Source organism: Aquibacillus kalidii (assembly GCF_014280935.1).
In the GTDB taxonomy this organism is placed as follows: domain Bacteria; phylum Bacillota; class Bacilli; order Bacillales; family Amphibacillaceae; genus Aquibacillus_D; species Aquibacillus_D kalidii.
Window position 1 is genome coordinate 174,169 of sequence record NZ_JACLZI010000056.1, and the last position, 16,820, is coordinate 190,988.

A 16,820-nucleotide genomic window follows, 5' to 3' on the forward strand; every position below is an offset into this window, starting at 1 on the left:
ATAAAAATTTGAATTATCTGAAATTTAAAGGTGTATTGGTCAACCTAACTTACTTCTTCACATCAAGAAGTTTTTTCGTTATAATGGACGTACTATTATACATACTAAATATTAAAGTATCGATACATCAACTGATCTTGAAGGAGGATATTCAAACATGGGGGTAGCGTTAGTTATTGGGGTATCACTAACATTTATCGTAGCAATCTTTGCTTCTGGTTATGAAACGAAATAAATCGAATGAAAAACGAGTATGGGGTATCCATACTCGTTTTTTTTATGGTTAATGCAAACCTGGAAATCCTTGTTGTTTTAAAACATCATAAATTAGAATTGCTGCCGTATTCGATAAATTTAAGGAACGTACTTTATCCGTCATATGAATTCTCAGACACTTATCTTCTTTCCCAACTAGTAACTCTTTAGGAATTCCATTTGTCTCTCTTCCGAATACGAAGAACAAATCTTGTTCACTGTCACTGAAGTCATAATCCGTATAATATTTCGTTCCAAAATTCTCGATGTAATAAAAATCACCTTCAGGATTTCTATCATACAACTCATCAATGGAGTCATAATAACGAATATCAACATTATGCCAATAATCTAGACCAGCTCTTCTCAACATTTTATCATCAGTAGAAAAACCAAGTGGTCTGATCAAATGAAGAACAGTATTCGTAGCTAAACAAGTTCTCGCAATATTTCCTGTGTTAGCTGGGATTTCTGGTTCGAACAAAACAACATGTATGGCCACTATTTTCACCTCTAGCTACTTTAATTAACCTGATTATTATAGCATAACTTGGTTGTAATTATGAAATACGAAAGTAGGTAGGATTCGTTCTGAGGCGTGACACATTATATAAAAGTGAGGCAAGATGCACGAATAGTGCCCTTGCCCTCCTATCAAGCATTACTCCCCTATTCTAAAGAACTTGTATTGAATATTATCCGTATAAGCGGTTGAGTCTTCATAGGACCAATAACGATGCCTGCTGTTCGTCGTATGCGCATTAACTAATGGCATTCCGTTTGTATCCTTAGCCACTACAATCGTTGTGTGGTCAAAGCGGCCGTCCCCCTCAAAGTCATAACAAATAACATCGCCCGGAAGTAATTCAGATGGATCTTCCAATTCTTGCCCCTTTAACCCTTGATTTGACCCGCTTAAATACCACCGGAATGAATGAGCTACAGCCCAACTATAGCTCCAATTATTATTTTGGAACCACCAACCATTGCTTCGGTCAGGTGCTCCTCTCATTGGCGCTCCTCCAGCATGTAAGCACTGTGAAATATAATTTGTACAGTCCACATCAAACTTTCTGTAGTCAGGGTTGTAATCATTCCACCAACGTTCGGCATATTGAACTGCTGCACGTCGATCGTATTCAAATCGTGCGGAGCGGACATCTTCTTTCTCTACCGTATTAATTTTGGGTGGATCTTCATTATCGCCTTGTACTTCTAATTCCTTATCTTCCACTAATGTCCCCTTATAAAATAATGCTTCATGGGTCCTTTCCTCTTCCTCATGATAAAAAAGATCCCCTTCTTTTATAAAAAAGGTTACCTTTAATTGATAACTCACTTTTGTTTCCTTATCAACTGTTTCATAGCTTCGATACACCTTACCAGTACCTGTAATACGCGGAACTTTATTTCCCCGTTTTTCATGTAGATTTTTTTTATTGCTTATCCAGTTCGGTAGATTTTCTTCTCTAAGAGAATCCAATTGATCAAACCAATATTTTTGAAGTTGTTCAGTATGATTCATAACAGTTCACCTCTCTTCCAAACATATGACAATGTTTGGAAGGGCATGATAATAAATGAAAAATGTTCAGAACTTCTTGACAAAAAAAGCATCAGTCAATCTATAGACTGACTGGTGCTTTCTCATGTATTAACAGCTGTTTCTTTTTTTCAAGACCACCATAGTAGCCAACCAAAGATCCGCCAGCACCAATAACACGGTGACAGGGAACAATAATGGCTAAAGGATTTTTATTGATAGCTCCACCAACAGCTCGCACAGCCTTTGGTTTGCCAATATATTCTGCTATTTGCTTATAGGTTTTTGTCGTACCAAAAGGTATCCCCTTCTCCATTGCATCCCATACTTTTTTCTGAAATTCAGTCCCATAAAACAGACACGGCACAGTAAACGTATCTCTTATGCCCTCAAAATATTCGATAAGCTGTTGTTTGACACCATGCAAAGAACTTTGATCTTCCGTAATCAGCTGACCATTGTAATAGCGCTGCGACCAAACCTGATGTTTTTCAGTTAATTCAATTACGGATCCAAAGTCCACTCTTATTACCCCACAACTGTTTTTCAAAATCGTCAATGGTCCAATAGGTGTGCCTACTTCTTCATAAAAAAGCCTAACGTCCCTCTCCATCATCATCCTACTCTCTTCAAAAAGGATTTATTCCATTATACTATAGGCTTGTATTAGTAGCTGATTGGAATTTCAATCCTTTATCCATTTCTAAAACAACCTCTTCGTCTGTTTCTTTCCCTTTGGCTGCTTCAATGGCTTGGTATGCTTCGGGAGTGCCAATTTTACCAAGTGCCCATGCTGCTGTCCCTCTAATTACAGGGCGTGGATCCTTGTTCATCAGATCGATAAGTGGTCCTACTGCCGACTCTTCTTTGTAATGTGCTAGCGCCAGAATAGCGTTTCTTTGAATTGGTTTCTTCCCTCTCCATGACCCCGACATTACTCCAAACGATTCCTTAAATTCTCGATTGGACATCGTAAGAAGCGGTAATAATCTTGGCTTCACTAATTCAGGATCAGGCTCCAGTTCCTCATGCAAATGGAAGTCAACACCTTTATTCTTAGGACAAACTACTTGGCAAGTATCGAACCCATATAATTGATTACCAAGCTTGTCTCGATATTCATCTGGCAAAAATCCTTTTGTTTGCGTAACAAAAGCAATACATTTCTGAGCATTTAAACGACCACCTTCAACCAAAGCACCAGTTGGACAATTATCAATACATTTCGTACATTCTCCACATCCATCATCGACCGGTTGATCTGGAGAAAATGGAATGTTCGTAATCATTTCACCTAAATATACATAGGAGCCAAACTCTGGTGTAATAATCGCGCAGTTTTTACCACTAAAACCGATACCAGCCCTTTCTGCTACAGCACGGTCGGATAACTCACCTGTATCCACCATCGGCTTACACTCAAAGCCTTCTAGCTTTTCGTTTAAAAAAGACGCTAGCTTGTCTAATTTTTCGCGAAGGACATGGTGGTAGTCTATTCCCCATGAAGCACGGCAAAACATACCGCGACGATCCCCTTTCACACTCTTTGGAGCATTTTTTAAGCGTGATGGATAAGCAATGGCAATGGCTATAATGGATTCTGCTCCAGGCATTAAACGGGTAGGCTCTGTTCGTTCCTCAATCGAGCCTTTTTCAAAGCCTGATTGGAAACCAGACTGCTCTTGCAGTTTTAACCGAGATTTGAGTTCTGCAAATTCATCAACTGACGCAAATCCAATTTTATCAATACCTATCTGCTTGCTATATTCAATTACTTCTTGTTTTAACTCCTTGTATCCCATTCCATTCCCTCCTTTCCTATTTTCACTATCATGGCTTGTGAGTTAAATCTTTCTGTTATTATAGACTTTTCTTATAACTATTGTTGCTTGACTCACAATGTCCATAGACTCTGCAGTAAGTGTAATATCACAATGAATGATATCGATTAGTGCACATATTCTAAAGCAGCACCATTTTTCGCAACGATTCCTTTCGATTAGCGCACATATTACAAAGCTGCACTTGTTTTTCGCAACGATTCCTCTCGATTAGTGCACATATTCTGAAGAAGCTCTTTTTATCGCAACGATCCCTTGCGATGAGTGCACATATTCTGAAACAGGCACCATTTATCGCAACGATTCCTCTCGATTAGTTAATTCAACACCTTTACCTTTGCTGTACGGATCCTGTTAAGTGCTGCAGCAATTTCAAATCTACGTGGACGAGCCAAATCACCGGGATGCTGATCAGCAAATGGTGCAAAGGAGCCAAGCCCCTGTTTATTTATCTGTGTTTCAATTTTGTCTAACAAATCGGACAGAGATATGTTTTCTTTCAACCAGTTTTTCTTGTCCATATGCCTAATTACCTCTGCAATTAGCCTTGTTTGAGATGGATCTACTAGTTGTTCAACATAAGCTAAATAAATCTCTGTTCTCCCCATCAGTATAGTAGTCAAACTCTTCGCTTGAACCTTTTCTTTCTTGCCACGATTTGTCTGTAGACTACCGTCTAAAAATTGACGAGCAGATACGTGACCAAATGTCTCGTCTTGGTCAGATTCTCTATTTGTTGGATACTTACTGAGAATTTCCTTTGCCTTCTCCGTAGCGTTATATGGTAAATATTGATCCATCATAATAACTTGATCGGCAACATCGAAATAGTCTCCAGACCCACCCATAACAAGAATCGTCGATACACCTAATTGGTGATTCATTTGGGCTACTTTATCAATAAACGGTGTAATCGGTTCTTTTTCGACTAGCTGTTGCATACGCCTATCTCTAATCATAAAGTTCGTGGCGCTTGTATCTTCATCGATTAGTAGCGTTGTTGCCCCTGCTTCTAATGATTCTACTACGTTTGCAGCTTGTGAGGTACTTCCACTCGCGTTAGTAGTTGAAAAACATTCCGTGTCTTGTTTATGTGGTAAGTCATTAATAAAGGAAGTAATATTGACAGCGCTAACCTGTCTTCCATCTTCTGCCCTAACCTTGACTGCATTTGGATCTGTTAGAACATACTCCCGTCCATCTCCATGTATATGATGATACACCCCACGCTCAATCGCATTCAACAGGGTACTTTTTCCATGGTAACCTCCACCTACAATTAGCGTAATTCCTTGTTTAATCCCCATTCCTGTCAACGGCTCATCCCGATGAGGTATGTTTACTGTAACTCTGTTCTCTTCGGGACTTTGAAAAGGAATGGCATCGTGCATTGGTCGATTGCTAATTCCACTTTGTCTAGGCAAAATAGAACCATCAGCAATAAATGCAACCAAATTATTTTCTTTCATATGAGCACGAATCGCTTGGTGTTGTTCTGCCAATTGAACAGCTTCTATAATTGTTTCATCTGTTATTGTAAATATCGAATTTTCTAAGATTGCTGGAATCGCCTCTATAAACAGCTTCTCCGCTTCTTTGCCATTAATTCTTCTTCCATTAGCAGGCAGACCGATCGATAAACAAATCGTCACGTGATTTGGATCAACCGAAACAGCAGTACGCTCCAGTATTTCTTGACCAGGAGCGTCTATTGCAATTAATCCACTTTTCCCAGAACCTTTACTAGTAACAACATTAGTTGCAATTGCCTTGGCAACAGACCTTGCTATTACGTCTTCTGTATATAATTTTCTATGAAATTTATCTTTCCACTCCCTGTTCATTTTCCGGTAAGCATTAGGAATTACAATTCTTATTTTGGAAGGGGCTGCAAACGGATCCCCCTGTACATAATCAATAATTACTTCAAATCGATGAAAAGAATAGCTACCTTGGATAGACTTGTAGGCTTTATAACTTTTACCATCAATTTGTCGTAAGATGTTTTGTAGTTTATTCATCCTATCACCCCTCTATAAAACTGCTTCTTATAGAATACCTTCTTATTAAATCTAGTTTCAAGTGATGGACACATTATAATGTATTCTCAAAATTTTCCGAATATAAAAAACGCAATGCTTCGTTGTCAATTCAACGAAACACTGCGTTGCTCACATATGTATGGAGCGGGTGAAGGGAATCGAACCCTCGACATCAGCTTGGAAGGCTGAGGTTTTACCACTAAACTACACCCGCATGATTTAATTTTTTTCTTATGTATATTGTCGAATTTTTGTTAGAATGTCTCTCAATCAACCGATGTTTTATATTATAGCAAGCCTATTTAACCATTGCAAGGGGCAAATGAGATTTTTTGTCGTTTTTTATTTCACATCTCTTATTTTACTTTCTAAAATTAGCAGAATAGTAGTTGGCTAGATGGTACTTTCTTATTTTTATATATTATAACTAAACATTTCCAACAAAATAACTCCAGAATAAATCCATGAACTATATTCTTATCAGCAATTAATACCGAATCTTATTGGTCTATTACTGTCATAATGGGAATAAAAAGTCATAATAATTAAACAAAAAATAGAATATGCAAATGACACATGATATGGGCTGTTCCCATTAAATTTCATAAATCAGAATAAAGCGGATAAATTTTCAATTTTCCCTTCGAATCTTTTTCTATATTCTAACCTGTCAAAATAAATCATAATGTAAAAAAAGACAACCCACCTGTTAGGTGAATCGTCCTAGTGCAATTCGAGGAACTTCTGCATATCCTCACTTAAATAAACCCAGCCTTTCCATCCAATATGAATCGTGTCGCGCATAAAATACGGATCATGTTCATGTTCGGAATAATCGGCGTAAGTAAAGCCACTATCATGAATTTGCTTCTTTATACGGGTGTAGTAGTCTTGCCGTCCTTTTTTTGGGAATCCTGTGTAGTCATAATATGCTCCATTCACAGGGATAATGACAAACAGCGCTTCAGCATCAGCTTGCTTGAGAATATCAAGCATCAGCTGAAAATCATCATACTCAAGCGATTCCGCATAGGAATGTCCTTTGTTCTTCCCTTCCATTCCCTTAATATAGTCCTTCTTATGCTTATACACTTTGTCATCAATATAGAATTTAGAATGTTGTGTCCGTTTTTCGCCATACGTATTAGCTTGTGCCCGCAGTTCTTTCCATGTCTTGTCCTTCACTGCATCCGACTGGTGCCGATTAGTTGAGTTATCCTTCAAAAGTGTGAAATACAGATCTTTTTTCTTGAGTATAGATATATAAGCCTTTGCAGGAACTGATAAATTATTAAACATAACCTTTTTGTCATTCAGATAAGCATCGTAAAGCCGATAAAGTATCGTGTCATTCTTGACCGCATCATAAGTCATTAGGCGTTGCATCAATTTTCGTTTCACCTGTTCGTCCACTTCCTTATTGAAAGGAAGCTGGTACGCTTGTAAGGAGGAATAGTTGGGTGCAAAATGCTGCTCGTCTGTTCCATTCTTTACAAACCATTGTGGCGATACGATGATGACCATCTGCTTGTTCTTCAATTGATCTACATGCGTTGCAAAGTTCAAATCATGAATAATAGAGGTCATTCCGCCTTTTCCTATTAAATAAGGTGTATAGGCAGCAGCATTCGTTTCGAAATAATTCGATGGGTGGAATGGATCCCAGCGCGATAATTCCGAAGAACCATAAATTGGAATATACTTCGAATGTTTGAGCATTTCGTTTTGTAAATATGTTCCTTGAAACATATTTGACTCCAGGCTGATAGCCGATTCCTCCAAACGATCCGCTGGAACTAACTTAGCCAGCCATGATGAGGGAACGAATACGACCCCGGCAAACAGGACCAATGCAAGAATGATTGGTCCAAACAGATATTTCTTCTTCATTATTTCAACTCATTCAGACGATCAACGATAGCATTTGGTGTATTCCATGTATCTCGATCGAACTCCGTAATCGGTACATTAATATCAAGTTGCTCCTCAAACTGAACAAGTAATTCTACTGTCGCAAACGAATCAATCAGTCCAGCGTCGAATATATCCAATTCATGCTCTTCTTTTACAACATCATCTTCACAAACTTCTGCAATAATTTGTAGTACTTTCTCTTTGAAATCCATATTTATATTCCCCTTCTATTGAAATAGTCTGCCGGAAAATAGATAAAAACCGAAACAGACGACATGAAAAGTGATCACGATAGACACAATTGTCATCGTTCTTCCTGTTGGCCAACGTTTATGTTTTTTATTCCAGCTCTCGAAAAAATTAAATCCGGCCATCATCAAGGCATGATATGCTCCATAAATAATGTACTGAATCGCTAATCCATGCCATACTCCCATTAGTAGGAACAGCAGGATATAACCTAGATTTGAAACCATCATTTTGTTCTGTACCCATTTTTTCTTCTTCATCAGAAAAACGAAGCGCATGAACACATAATCACGGAACCAGAACGACAGTGACATGTGCCATCGGTTCCAGAAATCCTTGATGTTACGGCTGATGAATGGCTTATTAAAGTTTTCCGGTGATCGGATTCCCATCATATAACTGACTCCGACTGCAAACGCCGTATAGCCGGCAAAGTCGAAGAATAGATATAAGCTATAGCTGTACATGTAAAACAGATGATAGGTGAACTTGCCATCCGCTATATGATCAAGATTCATAATGAAGTACGAATTGATGGTATAGCCAATAATAAATTTATACAAAAAACCAAGAAATATTTTGTTGATCCCTTTATAAAGCAGTTCCTTATACTCCTCCGGTGTCCAATGCTTTTCTTCATCCCTCTGGAATCGGCGGAAGCGATCAATCGGACCCGATGAAATTGTCGGGTAAAACAGCATAAAATTTACAAGCTGATAAATCGAGATCTGCTCCTTAATCAAACCATCTCTTGTTTCAATAATGATTTGAACAGCTCGGAATGTCAGATAGGAAATTCCCAGAAAGCTTGCCCAGTTATCCACTGCCAAAGTCGGTAAAACCTTCGATAAAATCAAAGGTAGAATCGACAGAAAACTTATTACATAGAATACGAGACTGCTATTCTTCGTCTGCCGATAAGTAATATAGCCTTTGACCAGTAGAACCTGGAGGATGGTAAAGGCTACTAACGAGAAGAAGCCTGCGTTCCCTTCTGAAAATATAATAGCCAGTATAGCAATGGAGACGAACACATTGTAATACCGCAGGCGCTTGCCCAATATCCCAAGAATCATCGTCGGCAGCAACAAGATACCAAGAATTATAAAGAAAAGGAAAGAGCTATACGGGGTCATGCGAATACCTCTTCCTTCATTTTCTTACGGTCTGCTTTCCCATTCATCGTCATTGGAATAGCAGTGTAATACGTGAACTTACGGGGGATCATATATGCTGGCAAGCGCAAAGCAAGATCCTTTCGAATAGCAGCCGTCAGCTTATATTCCTTATCAAAGTCATGATCCGCTGGTACAACTGCCGCAATCAAATATTCAATCTCCTCGTTTCGTGTATGAGGGATAATAATGGCAGACTTAATATATTCAGACTGATTAAGATGGAACTCAATCTCTTCCAGCTCCATCCGGTAACCATGTAGCTTGATTTGATAATCCAATCTGCCTTGGCAGTACACCAACCCGTCTTGAATATAGCCAGCATCTCCGGTACGATAGGCGTTCATTCCGTTTATAATGCCGAATGCACTTTCTGTCAGCAGTGGCTCACACAGATAGCCTTTTGACACACTTGGCCCTACAAGGATAAGCTCCCCTTTTTCACCTTCAGGCAACGGATTATCCAATTCGTCCACTACGAGAATACGCATATCGGATTTTGGATAGCCAACAGGCAGTACCTTCTCGTGAGCAAGCAATTCGTCCGTAACTTCTATTGACGTCACCGCAACTGTTGCTTCTGTAGGCCCATAGGTATTAAAAATCCTTGCTCTTGGGAAACGTTCTTTCAGCTCTCTGGCCACTGCTAGCGGTAGTACTTCACCACAAAAAAGGAATAATTCAAGCTCAGGAAGCATCTTTTGATTAAAGTCCGGATTTGGAAAACACATTTGCACGAAGGATGGCGTCGATGTCCATATTTGCAGTGCAGACCGGCTCAAATTATCAAACAAAAGCTTCGGCTTATTGCTCACTTCCTTTTCCAATGCATGAATGGAACCCCCACTCTGCAGCGCTGGATAAAAGTCCATCACAGACAAATCGAATGAAAAAGGCGCCTGATTCAAGAACACCTTTCCTTGATCTAACGGAAAATCCCTTGTCATCCAATCGGTAAAGGATTCGAGATTTGCTGCGGTTATTTGAACGCCTTTGGGATTTCCAGTACTGCCGGATGTATAAATAATATAAAAGACTTCATCAGGCTTGACCCAGTATTCATCACCAATCAGCTCTTCTTGTTCCAACTGCAGTGCCGGTATGTGTAAAACAGTGACATTATCAACATCCAGTATGCTATCTGTTGTATTAATTACCAATCCTGCACCGGATTTTTCAATGATAAGACGAACCCGTTCCAGTGGTATAGATGTATCTACCGGTATATAAGGGTGGCCAGCCTGTACACAGGCAAGGAACGATACCGGCATATCGATTCCCATATGACCATACACAACAACTGGCGTCTGCCGCCCGAGCTGCGTGGCATGTATGAAGCTTGCCAGCCTGCTCGACCTGTCCCAAAGCAATCCATAGTTCAGCACCTGGTCCTCTGTACGAAATGCTGTCTGTTCCGGGTTTCTTGCTGCATGCTGTGCAATATGTGTTAAAAGTTTCATTTTTTCATCTTCTCCATTTAGAAATCATTATAAATATAATTGCCTGTATTGGCTGTGTGAAATCCGTACATCAAGAACAAAGTGACAAGAATTGCCAGATAAAAACAAGTATGCAAAGCAAAACGGACACCTGTTTGCGTATACAGCTGCTTAAGCTTATTCATTTTCCATCTTCCTTTTATTCAAATTTATAACCCGTTCCAATAACAGTCCGGATATGATGTGATTCGTAGTTTAATTTAGCTCTTAGCTTCTTAATATGGGTATCAACAACCCGACTATCACCATCAAAGTCCAACCCCCATACATGATTCAAAATTGTTTCGCGTGAAAGTACATTATTTTTATGCTGAAGTAGGAACACCAATAATTCAAATTCTTTTGGTGACAATTCGACTTGCTGGCCCTCAAGCTGAAGCTGATGGGACTTCGTATTAACAATTGCTTCACCAAAACTGATCATATGACCAGTCGGAAGGTAATGTTCTGTTGCCCGTTTCATTAAGGAATTTGCATGGGCCACTAGTACTTTTGGACTGAACGGCTTGGTAACATAATCATCGGCTCCGAGTTCAAATCCATGAATTTTATCATTGTCACTAGATTTCGCTGTCAGTAGGATAATTGGTACACCAGATCTCATTCGAACCTCCTTGGTGACAGCAAATCCATCCATTTGCGGCATCATGATATCGAGAATGACTAAATCCGGATAAATAGCATTAAACCAGTCAACTGCACTGCTCCCATTATCCGTTTCGTACACCTCCCAGCCGTCCTTTTTGAAATAGTCGGCTACAATTTCTCGGATTCTCACTTCATCCTCGACAAGCAATACTTTCTTCCCCATCGTGAATCTTCCTTCCAATCAATAAATATATATTAACAAGGTTATATGTCTTTCATGTGTCCTTATAAGCAATTTATCCATTACCTAAAACGAACATAGAAACGCACACCGTCAGGGATGTTCTCCGCTCCGTAACGGAATGCATGCAAATCTAGAATTTGCTGGACAATTGCCAACCCTAATCCTGTACCTCCCGTCATCCGGCTTCGAGAAGATTCGGTCCGATAGAAACGTTTCCAGATCTTATCTAGCTGATCTTCTGGTATTTGCTTGCCTTTGTTTTCAATTATGAACACACTGTCGCCATTTTCTTGATCCAATTCGATTCGAATCGCAATGACAGAATCGGGCTCACTATGCCGGACCGCATTAATAAGGAGATTTTGCATTACTCGTTCCATCCACTCATAATCTGCTAAAATAGGCTGTTCATTTTTCGGCATGATTTCAATTATGACATTTTTCTCTTTTGCTATACAGAATAGCTTGTCTGCTAAATCCTCAATCATTTCACCGAGCAGAAAAGATGTTTTTCTTAATTTGATAACACCGTTCTCCAACTTAGCCAAATCTAGCATATCTTTGATCAGCACTTCCATCTTGTCTGACTCCTCGATGATCACTTCTACATAGTGATCTTGCTTATCTGGACTGACACCATCTCGCAGCCCCTCAGCAAAGCTTTTAACAATGCTGAGCGGTGTCTTCAATTCATGTGATGCATGCTCAAAAAACTCGCGCTGTTCCTTTTCCATTAGCTCGCGCTTTTCCATATCCCGCTTAAGCTTTCCATTAGCTTGCTTCAAGTCATTTAATGCAGCATCCAGATTTCGGGCCATAACAAGCATATTATTTGAGAGGCTCCCCAGCTCATCCTTTTGCTTAATTGGCTTCGCCGATGAGAAGTCAAGATGCACCATTTTTTTTGCCATTTCATTTAGCTTAATCAGAGGTCTGCTAACAAAACGGGAGTAGAATAACGACAGTAAAAGGATTAGAATAAAGCCCGCGACACCAATATATACATAAAATATTCGGAGTGCTTCATTGGTGTCTTTGATTTCCTGAAGAGATGTGACAGAGAACATTAATTGCATTTCTCCGTCTTTCTTAAATGGCTCAATTAGTACTAAATTTTGTTTTCCACTCCATGACTCCACCCAGTCCAGCTGCAGACTTTCCCCTTTGGAAAGCTGCTTTATCTGCTCCTCCTCAAGGGGGAACCATTCTAGCAGCCCATCATAGAGAAGTCCTAGTCCTCTATTCATCATTCCAGCCTTAGGCAGCGAAATACTTTTAACTCTCCCTTTAATTTTCACTTCATTCTCAACTAACTCTTCACCAACACTAGACGCATCCTTTGTAACAACAGATGGATAAATGACCGAAGGAACCCTAGCATCTAATTCTCCTTGCACAATCAATGTATCTCCCTTTATGATGTTCAATGCTCGCACCTGTTTTCCATAATCTGTTATGAATATGGAAAGTGATACTTCCACAACTTTTCCATCTCCTGTATCCAGCATGATGTTAAAGGGATCCTGTACCAATTGAAAACCATCTGCGTCTACAATCGTCAACGGACTTTTAGTCTCCCTCATATAAGAGAGTGTCTGTTTTATCAATTCCGCTTCGCTCCAGGAATGTTTCTCATAATCTTCTGCTAATTGACGTATGTGCTCTGCTGCTTCTTTAGTTTTATGGTACTGATAAAAACGATCAAAGAATAATAGCTGAAATATCATAATCATGGCATAAAACACTAAAAAGAATAAAGCTGTAACAGCAAACAATTTAACGGTGATACCACGTTTTCTCATTTCATACTCCTTCATTTAATACTGCAGTGTATTAATCTTAATCTATGAGTATGTTCTTTGTGTGTCCACATACAACCTCCCTATAGTACACCTTTTTTTCAAGTTACGGAACCTATTTTTGTACCTTGGCATATCACAGCAAAAGAGGGTTTCACTACAAGGTAATCAGTATATGAATTACACAAAAGACAATGTGCCCATATTTTAGTAATAAATCCCCATAATTTTGCAAAGCAAAAGAGGGTTTCACTACAAGGTAATCAGTATATGAATTACACAAAAGACAATGTGCCCATATTTTAGTAATAAATCCCCATAATTTTGCAAAGCAAAAAAGGCTACCGACTGGCAGCCTTTTTTCGTTACGATACGACTTACTCTAACGACAATGACAATGAGGTAGGAAACATATATCAAATAGAATGGTGTTGGGGACGCATGAAGAACGGCACTTGCAGATAATATTTACAGATGGGCTATATACTCATGGAACAGGGTAAAGATGATACACGGAACAATACTGAAAGTAACAACGTCCGCAAGAGAATCTAGTATCATACCGAAAAATATTAGGAGTAATGAACTCCTGTAAAATCCCCAAATAGTTAGACCTATAGAAACAAATAAACAAAACTTGTTCAAAGTGTTATTCCATTTGGAATATGTTTTGTGATACTCATGTTTCCCCACACATTTTACAAATTGACAGTTTTGTATTACAGTTCCAGATATCGAAGTTCCACAAGTACTCTGAGAAACAGTCTTAGAGTGTGCTCGAGCCGATAGGAGGAAAAAGTATTGTCTCAGAAGATTTCAAGATAATTATCTTGAGATATATCAGGGGGTTCAAGACTTTTGACATAGATGGCAGGAAATTTGTAAGGATTGAAGCCTCTTAATAGAGAGCCTAAACATTATATACAAGGAGGAAAATATGTGAAACTATATGAGAACTTACTTACCCAATCTGGTTTTATCCATAAAGATGACCTACACTACCCGTTTGATGAAAGAGGGCTACAATTTGGGGATGGCGTTTATGAAGTTATTCGTATTTATCAGGGGAACTATTATCTTTTGACAGAGCATGTAGAACGTCTGATTCGTTCTGCCAAAGCTATTAAACTAACACTGCCCTATAGCGAAGATCAACTTTACAAACAGTTAAACGAGCTTCTAATTAAAAACAAGGTGACTAGCGATGCCAAAGTTTATTTACAAGTCACACGTGGTTCAGCACCACGTGATCACGTCTTCCCAGGGGTATCAGCAAATTTCTACGCTTATGTACAGGATTTACCTAGACCTACTACTAGATTACAAGAAGGTGTAGGTGTCATCACACAGGAAGATGTGCGTTGGCACAATTGTTATATTAAAAGCCTGAATTTACTACCTAATGTATTGGCAAAACAAGAAGCGAAGGAAAATGGTTGTTTTGAAGCGATTTTACATAGAGATCAAACCGTTACCGAATGCAGTTCGTCCAATGCATATATAGTAAAAGACGGCAAAATATTTACACACCCTGAGACAAACAACATTTTACATGGGTGTGTACGATCTAGGGTAAAAAAATTAGCCAAACAAAATGGAATCCTACTTGAGGAAACCCCTTTTACGCTTGAACAACTAAACGATGCTGATGAAGTATTTTTATCTAGCAGTACCGCCGAGGTAATGCCGATTGTAGCAATTAACCAATCTCTTGTTAACAATGGTAAGCCGGGAAAGATCACAAGACTGCTTCAAACTGCTTATGAGCAAGATGCACGTATAAAGAAGACTATTTTTTAGATTAACAAACAACGGAAGCTATCCCATGCTACACGAAACATTAAGCTAGATTTCCCCCTTAATCTTACTAAATTTAAAATAAAGTGGTGTTAGTTATGAGGAAAATTATGATTATCGGAAGTGGTGGTGCAGGTAAATCAACCTTAGCCAAAGAATTAGGTGCACTATTACATATCCCCGTTCATCACCTAGATGCCTACTACTGGCAGCCAGGATGGAATCCAATTTCCAGAGAAGATAATATAAGAATTCAGCAGACAATTTTCAAAAGCGAAAGTTGGATTATAGATGGAAACTACGGGTCGACCATGGATGACCGCATGAAGGCATGTGATACTATCATTTTTTTGAATTATTCTACTATTCGATGCTTGTATGGAATAACGAGAAGACGAATACAGTATCGAGGAAAAACACGTCCCGACATGGGAGAAGGCTGTCCAGAGAAACTAGATTTACAATTTATACATTGGGTGGCTAATTATAAAAGAAAAAATACCCCAGCAATTAAAACAAAGCTAGGCCTACTGAAGGATAAAAATATTATTGAGTTAAAGTCTCCAAAACAGACTAGGCGTTTTGTTAAAAATATAAGATTAAAGTAGAAAATTATGCGCAAAGCCTAAATCAATCCGATTTAGGCTTTTGTACATATTTCTATTATGCTCTTTTCATAACTATGTAGATTTTGCACAATTTCCATAGAATGCGAAGTAACTTATTAGGTGCCGCTACGGAAAGCAACTGCCCGGAGCGGATATCAACGTTGCACTCATTCTTTACAACCGATTTACACTATGACGCATTTTCTCTTAACTACGCAATAGAAAAAACCAAGTTAACGTAAAGAGCCTTCTATTAAGACTGCATAAAACCAATCTTCTCCAAGGCTTGTTTTAGGTTAGCCAATGTGTGTACTTCTTTAAATTCGATACCAAGCGTTACCATTGTCTGCGCAATTTCTGGTCTTATTCCAGTAATGATAGAATCGACCCCTAATAGCTTTAACGCATGAACAATTTGAAATAAGTTATGCGCTACAATAGTATCAACTATAGGTACACCAGAAACATCTATCACAAGGTTTTCAAGCTTTAATTTCGTACTCTGTTGCAAGGCTGTTTCCATAATAAGTTGAGAACGATAGGTATCTATCTCTCCGATTAATGGAAGGATGGCTGCCTTTTCTCCAAGCGGAACCACTGGCACAGAAAGCTCCTTTAAGGTAACATTGGTCGCTTCCATCATTTTTTGATTGTAATCAGCGTAAATATGGCTCAATACAAAGCTGATTTCATCTATCACAGGATTGATGATTTTGCTTACATCTAACATCGTTACTGCAGAGAAATTATTTTTCGCTAGTTCATCCGTAAAACAATCCCAAATAACCGTTCTATAAATCGCTAAAACTCTTATTGTTTGATCAAGCTGAGCGCCATTTTCGATAGCTAAGCTTCCTACCTTATTTGCCCAAACTCTAACCTTCCCGATTATCTCGTCATGACTGGTTAATAAGGACATACCCAAAAACTCAATTAGCTCTGTCCGCCACTCTTTATATACTTTTCCAGGTAACCTGGAGTTTTTTAGGGTTTGTCCATATTCTTTATCTTCCATGGAATATGTTTGCTCAACTAAAGCCTCTTTCTCGCTCATTATTCTTTCCCCAATAAACTTTAGTTCCTCTTTCATCTGATGTGCTCCTTCTGTGGAAATAAATCATTAATTGTACTTATATTCTATAGGTTAATACTATTCGTTACAAAATAGAAAATTCCTCTTATATTTTGTCTAATGACCATTTATTGTTGTTTACACATAGTACATCCCCTACCTAAATATGATTAAAGAGGAGCTTGAAAAAGATT

At 38.7% G+C, this 16,820-nt stretch carries 15 protein-coding genes and 1 tRNA gene; 2 read left to right on the forward strand and 14 right to left on the reverse strand.

Going from position 1 to position 16,820, the window contains the following annotated elements:
- Positions 1-283: 283 nt before the first annotated feature.
- From H7K77_RS16560 to H7K77_RS16620, 13 genes are all read right to left on the reverse strand, one after another.
- Entirely contained in the window at positions 284-757 is a 474-nt protein-coding gene (locus H7K77_RS16560; protein WP_186579356.1) for a tRNA (cytidine(34)-2'-O)-methyltransferase, read from the reverse strand.
- A gap of 159 nt (positions 758-916) precedes the next feature.
- A complete protein-coding gene (locus H7K77_RS16565) occupies positions 917-1,780 on the reverse strand; it encodes an amidase domain-containing protein (protein WP_186579358.1) in 864 nt (287 codons plus the stop codon).
- 100 nt (positions 1,781-1,880) lie between these two features.
- Positions 1,881-2,414, reverse strand: coding sequence for a methylated-DNA--[protein]-cysteine S-methyltransferase (locus tag H7K77_RS16570; protein ID WP_186579360.1), 534 nt, complete (start codon positions 2,412-2,414; stop codon positions 1,881-1,883).
- 37 nt (positions 2,415-2,451) lie between these two features.
- Positions 2,452-3,600: a tRNA epoxyqueuosine(34) reductase QueG gene (queG, locus tag H7K77_RS16575; RefSeq protein WP_186579362.1), complete on the reverse strand. Its 1,149-nt coding sequence runs from the start codon at positions 3,598-3,600 to the stop codon at positions 2,452-2,454.
- Positions 3,601-3,956: 356 nt separating this feature from the next.
- Positions 3,957-5,660 carry an ABC-ATPase domain-containing protein gene (locus H7K77_RS16580; protein WP_186579364.1) on the reverse strand — a complete coding sequence of 568 codons (1,704 nt, stop codon included), beginning with the start codon at positions 5,658-5,660 and terminating at the stop codon, positions 3,957-3,959.
- 161 nt (positions 5,661-5,821) lie between these two features.
- Positions 5,822-5,895, reverse strand: a tRNA-Gly gene (locus H7K77_RS16585).
- 509 nt (positions 5,896-6,404) lie between these two features.
- Positions 6,405-7,571 (reverse strand): D-alanyl-lipoteichoic acid biosynthesis protein DltD, encoded by a 1,167-nt coding sequence (gene dltD, locus H7K77_RS16590; RefSeq protein WP_186579366.1) that lies wholly within the window; start codon positions 7,569-7,571, stop codon positions 6,405-6,407.
- Complete coding sequence (gene dltC, locus H7K77_RS16595) at positions 7,571-7,807, reverse strand: D-alanine--poly(phosphoribitol) ligase subunit DltC (protein ID WP_186579368.1); 237 nt, start codon at positions 7,805-7,807, stop codon at positions 7,571-7,573. The genes dltD and dltC overlap by 1 nt, the downstream gene beginning before the upstream one ends.
- A gap of 15 nt (positions 7,808-7,822) precedes the next feature.
- Positions 7,823-8,980, reverse strand: coding sequence for a D-alanyl-lipoteichoic acid biosynthesis protein DltB (gene dltB, locus H7K77_RS16600; RefSeq protein WP_186579370.1), 1,158 nt, complete (start codon positions 8,978-8,980; stop codon positions 7,823-7,825).
- On the reverse strand, positions 8,977-10,479 hold the full coding sequence (gene dltA / locus H7K77_RS16605; protein ID WP_186579372.1) for a D-alanine--poly(phosphoribitol) ligase subunit DltA: 1,503 nt from the start codon (positions 10,477-10,479) through the stop codon (positions 8,977-8,979). The genes dltB and dltA overlap by 4 nt, the downstream gene beginning before the upstream one ends.
- A 17-nt stretch (positions 10,480-10,496) precedes the next feature.
- Positions 10,497-10,643 carry a teichoic acid D-Ala incorporation-associated protein DltX gene (locus tag H7K77_RS16610; RefSeq protein ID WP_186579374.1) on the reverse strand — a complete coding sequence of 49 codons (147 nt, stop codon included), beginning with the start codon at positions 10,641-10,643 and terminating at the stop codon, positions 10,497-10,499.
- 14 nt (positions 10,644-10,657) lie between these two features.
- A complete protein-coding gene (locus H7K77_RS16615; RefSeq protein WP_186579376.1) occupies positions 10,658-11,329 on the reverse strand; it encodes a response regulator transcription factor in 672 nt (223 codons plus the stop codon).
- A gap of 80 nt (positions 11,330-11,409) precedes the next feature.
- On the reverse strand, positions 11,410-13,152 hold the full coding sequence (locus H7K77_RS16620) for a sensor histidine kinase (protein WP_186579378.1): 1,743 nt from the start codon (positions 13,150-13,152) through the stop codon (positions 11,410-11,412).
- A gap of 936 nt (positions 13,153-14,088) precedes the next feature.
- Here H7K77_RS16620 and dat point away from each other — a divergent pair.
- Together dat and H7K77_RS16630 are read left to right on the forward strand one after the other, a co-directional pair.
- Positions 14,089-14,949, forward strand: a complete 861-nt coding sequence (gene dat / locus H7K77_RS16625) for a D-amino-acid transaminase (protein ID WP_186579380.1) — start codon at positions 14,089-14,091, stop codon at positions 14,947-14,949.
- 95 nt (positions 14,950-15,044) lie between these two features.
- On the forward strand, positions 15,045-15,554 hold the full coding sequence (locus H7K77_RS16630) for a DNA topology modulation protein (protein WP_186579382.1): 510 nt from the start codon (positions 15,045-15,047) through the stop codon (positions 15,552-15,554).
- Between the two features lie 253 nt (positions 15,555-15,807).
- On the opposite strand, the gene H7K77_RS16635 is transcribed toward H7K77_RS16630, so the two are convergent.
- Entirely contained in the window at positions 15,808-16,644 is an 837-nt protein-coding gene (locus H7K77_RS16635; RefSeq protein WP_186579384.1) for an STAS domain-containing protein, read from the reverse strand.
- Positions 16,645-16,820: the final 176 nt, after the last annotated feature.

Bases quoted from the DNA above. Each gene is read 5' to 3' on its own strand.
- H7K77_RS16565 (WP_186579358.1), bottom strand. From the start codon at position 1,780: ATGAATCATACTGAACAACTTCAAAAATATTGGTTTGATCAATTGGAT.
- H7K77_RS16570 (WP_186579360.1), bottom strand. From the start codon at position 2,414: ATGATGGAGAGGGACGTTAGGCTTTTTTATGAAGAAGTAGGCACACCT.
- queG (WP_186579362.1), bottom strand. From the start codon at position 3,600: ATGGGATACAAGGAGTTAAAACAAGAAGTAATTGAATATAGCAAGCAG.
- H7K77_RS16580 (WP_186579364.1), bottom strand. From the start codon at position 5,660: ATGAATAAACTACAAAACATCTTACGACAAATTGATGGTAAAAGTTAT.
- dltD (WP_186579366.1), bottom strand. From the start codon at position 7,571: ATGAAGAAGAAATATCTGTTTGGACCAATCATTCTTGCATTGGTCCTG.
- dltC (WP_186579368.1), bottom strand. From the start codon at position 7,807: ATGGATTTCAAAGAGAAAGTACTACAAATTATTGCAGAAGTTTGTGAA.
- dltB (WP_186579370.1), bottom strand. From the start codon at position 8,980: ATGACCCCGTATAGCTCTTTCCTTTTCTTTATAATTCTTGGTATCTTG.
- dltA (WP_186579372.1), bottom strand. From the start codon at position 10,479: ATGAAACTTTTAACACATATTGCACAGCATGCAGCAAGAAACCCGGAA.
- H7K77_RS16610 (WP_186579374.1), bottom strand. From the start codon at position 10,643: ATGAATAAGCTTAAGCAGCTGTATACGCAAACAGGTGTCCGTTTTGCT.
- H7K77_RS16615 (WP_186579376.1), bottom strand. From the start codon at position 11,329: ATGGGGAAGAAAGTATTGCTTGTCGAGGATGAAGTGAGAATCCGAGAA.
- H7K77_RS16620 (WP_186579378.1), bottom strand. From the start codon at position 13,152: ATGAGAAAACGTGGTATCACCGTTAAATTGTTTGCTGTTACAGCTTTA.
- H7K77_RS16630 (WP_186579382.1), top strand. From the start codon at position 15,045: ATGAGGAAAATTATGATTATCGGAAGTGGTGGTGCAGGTAAATCAACC.
- H7K77_RS16635 (WP_186579384.1), bottom strand. From the start codon at position 16,644: ATGAAAGAGGAACTAAAGTTTATTGGGGAAAGAATAATGAGCGAGAAA.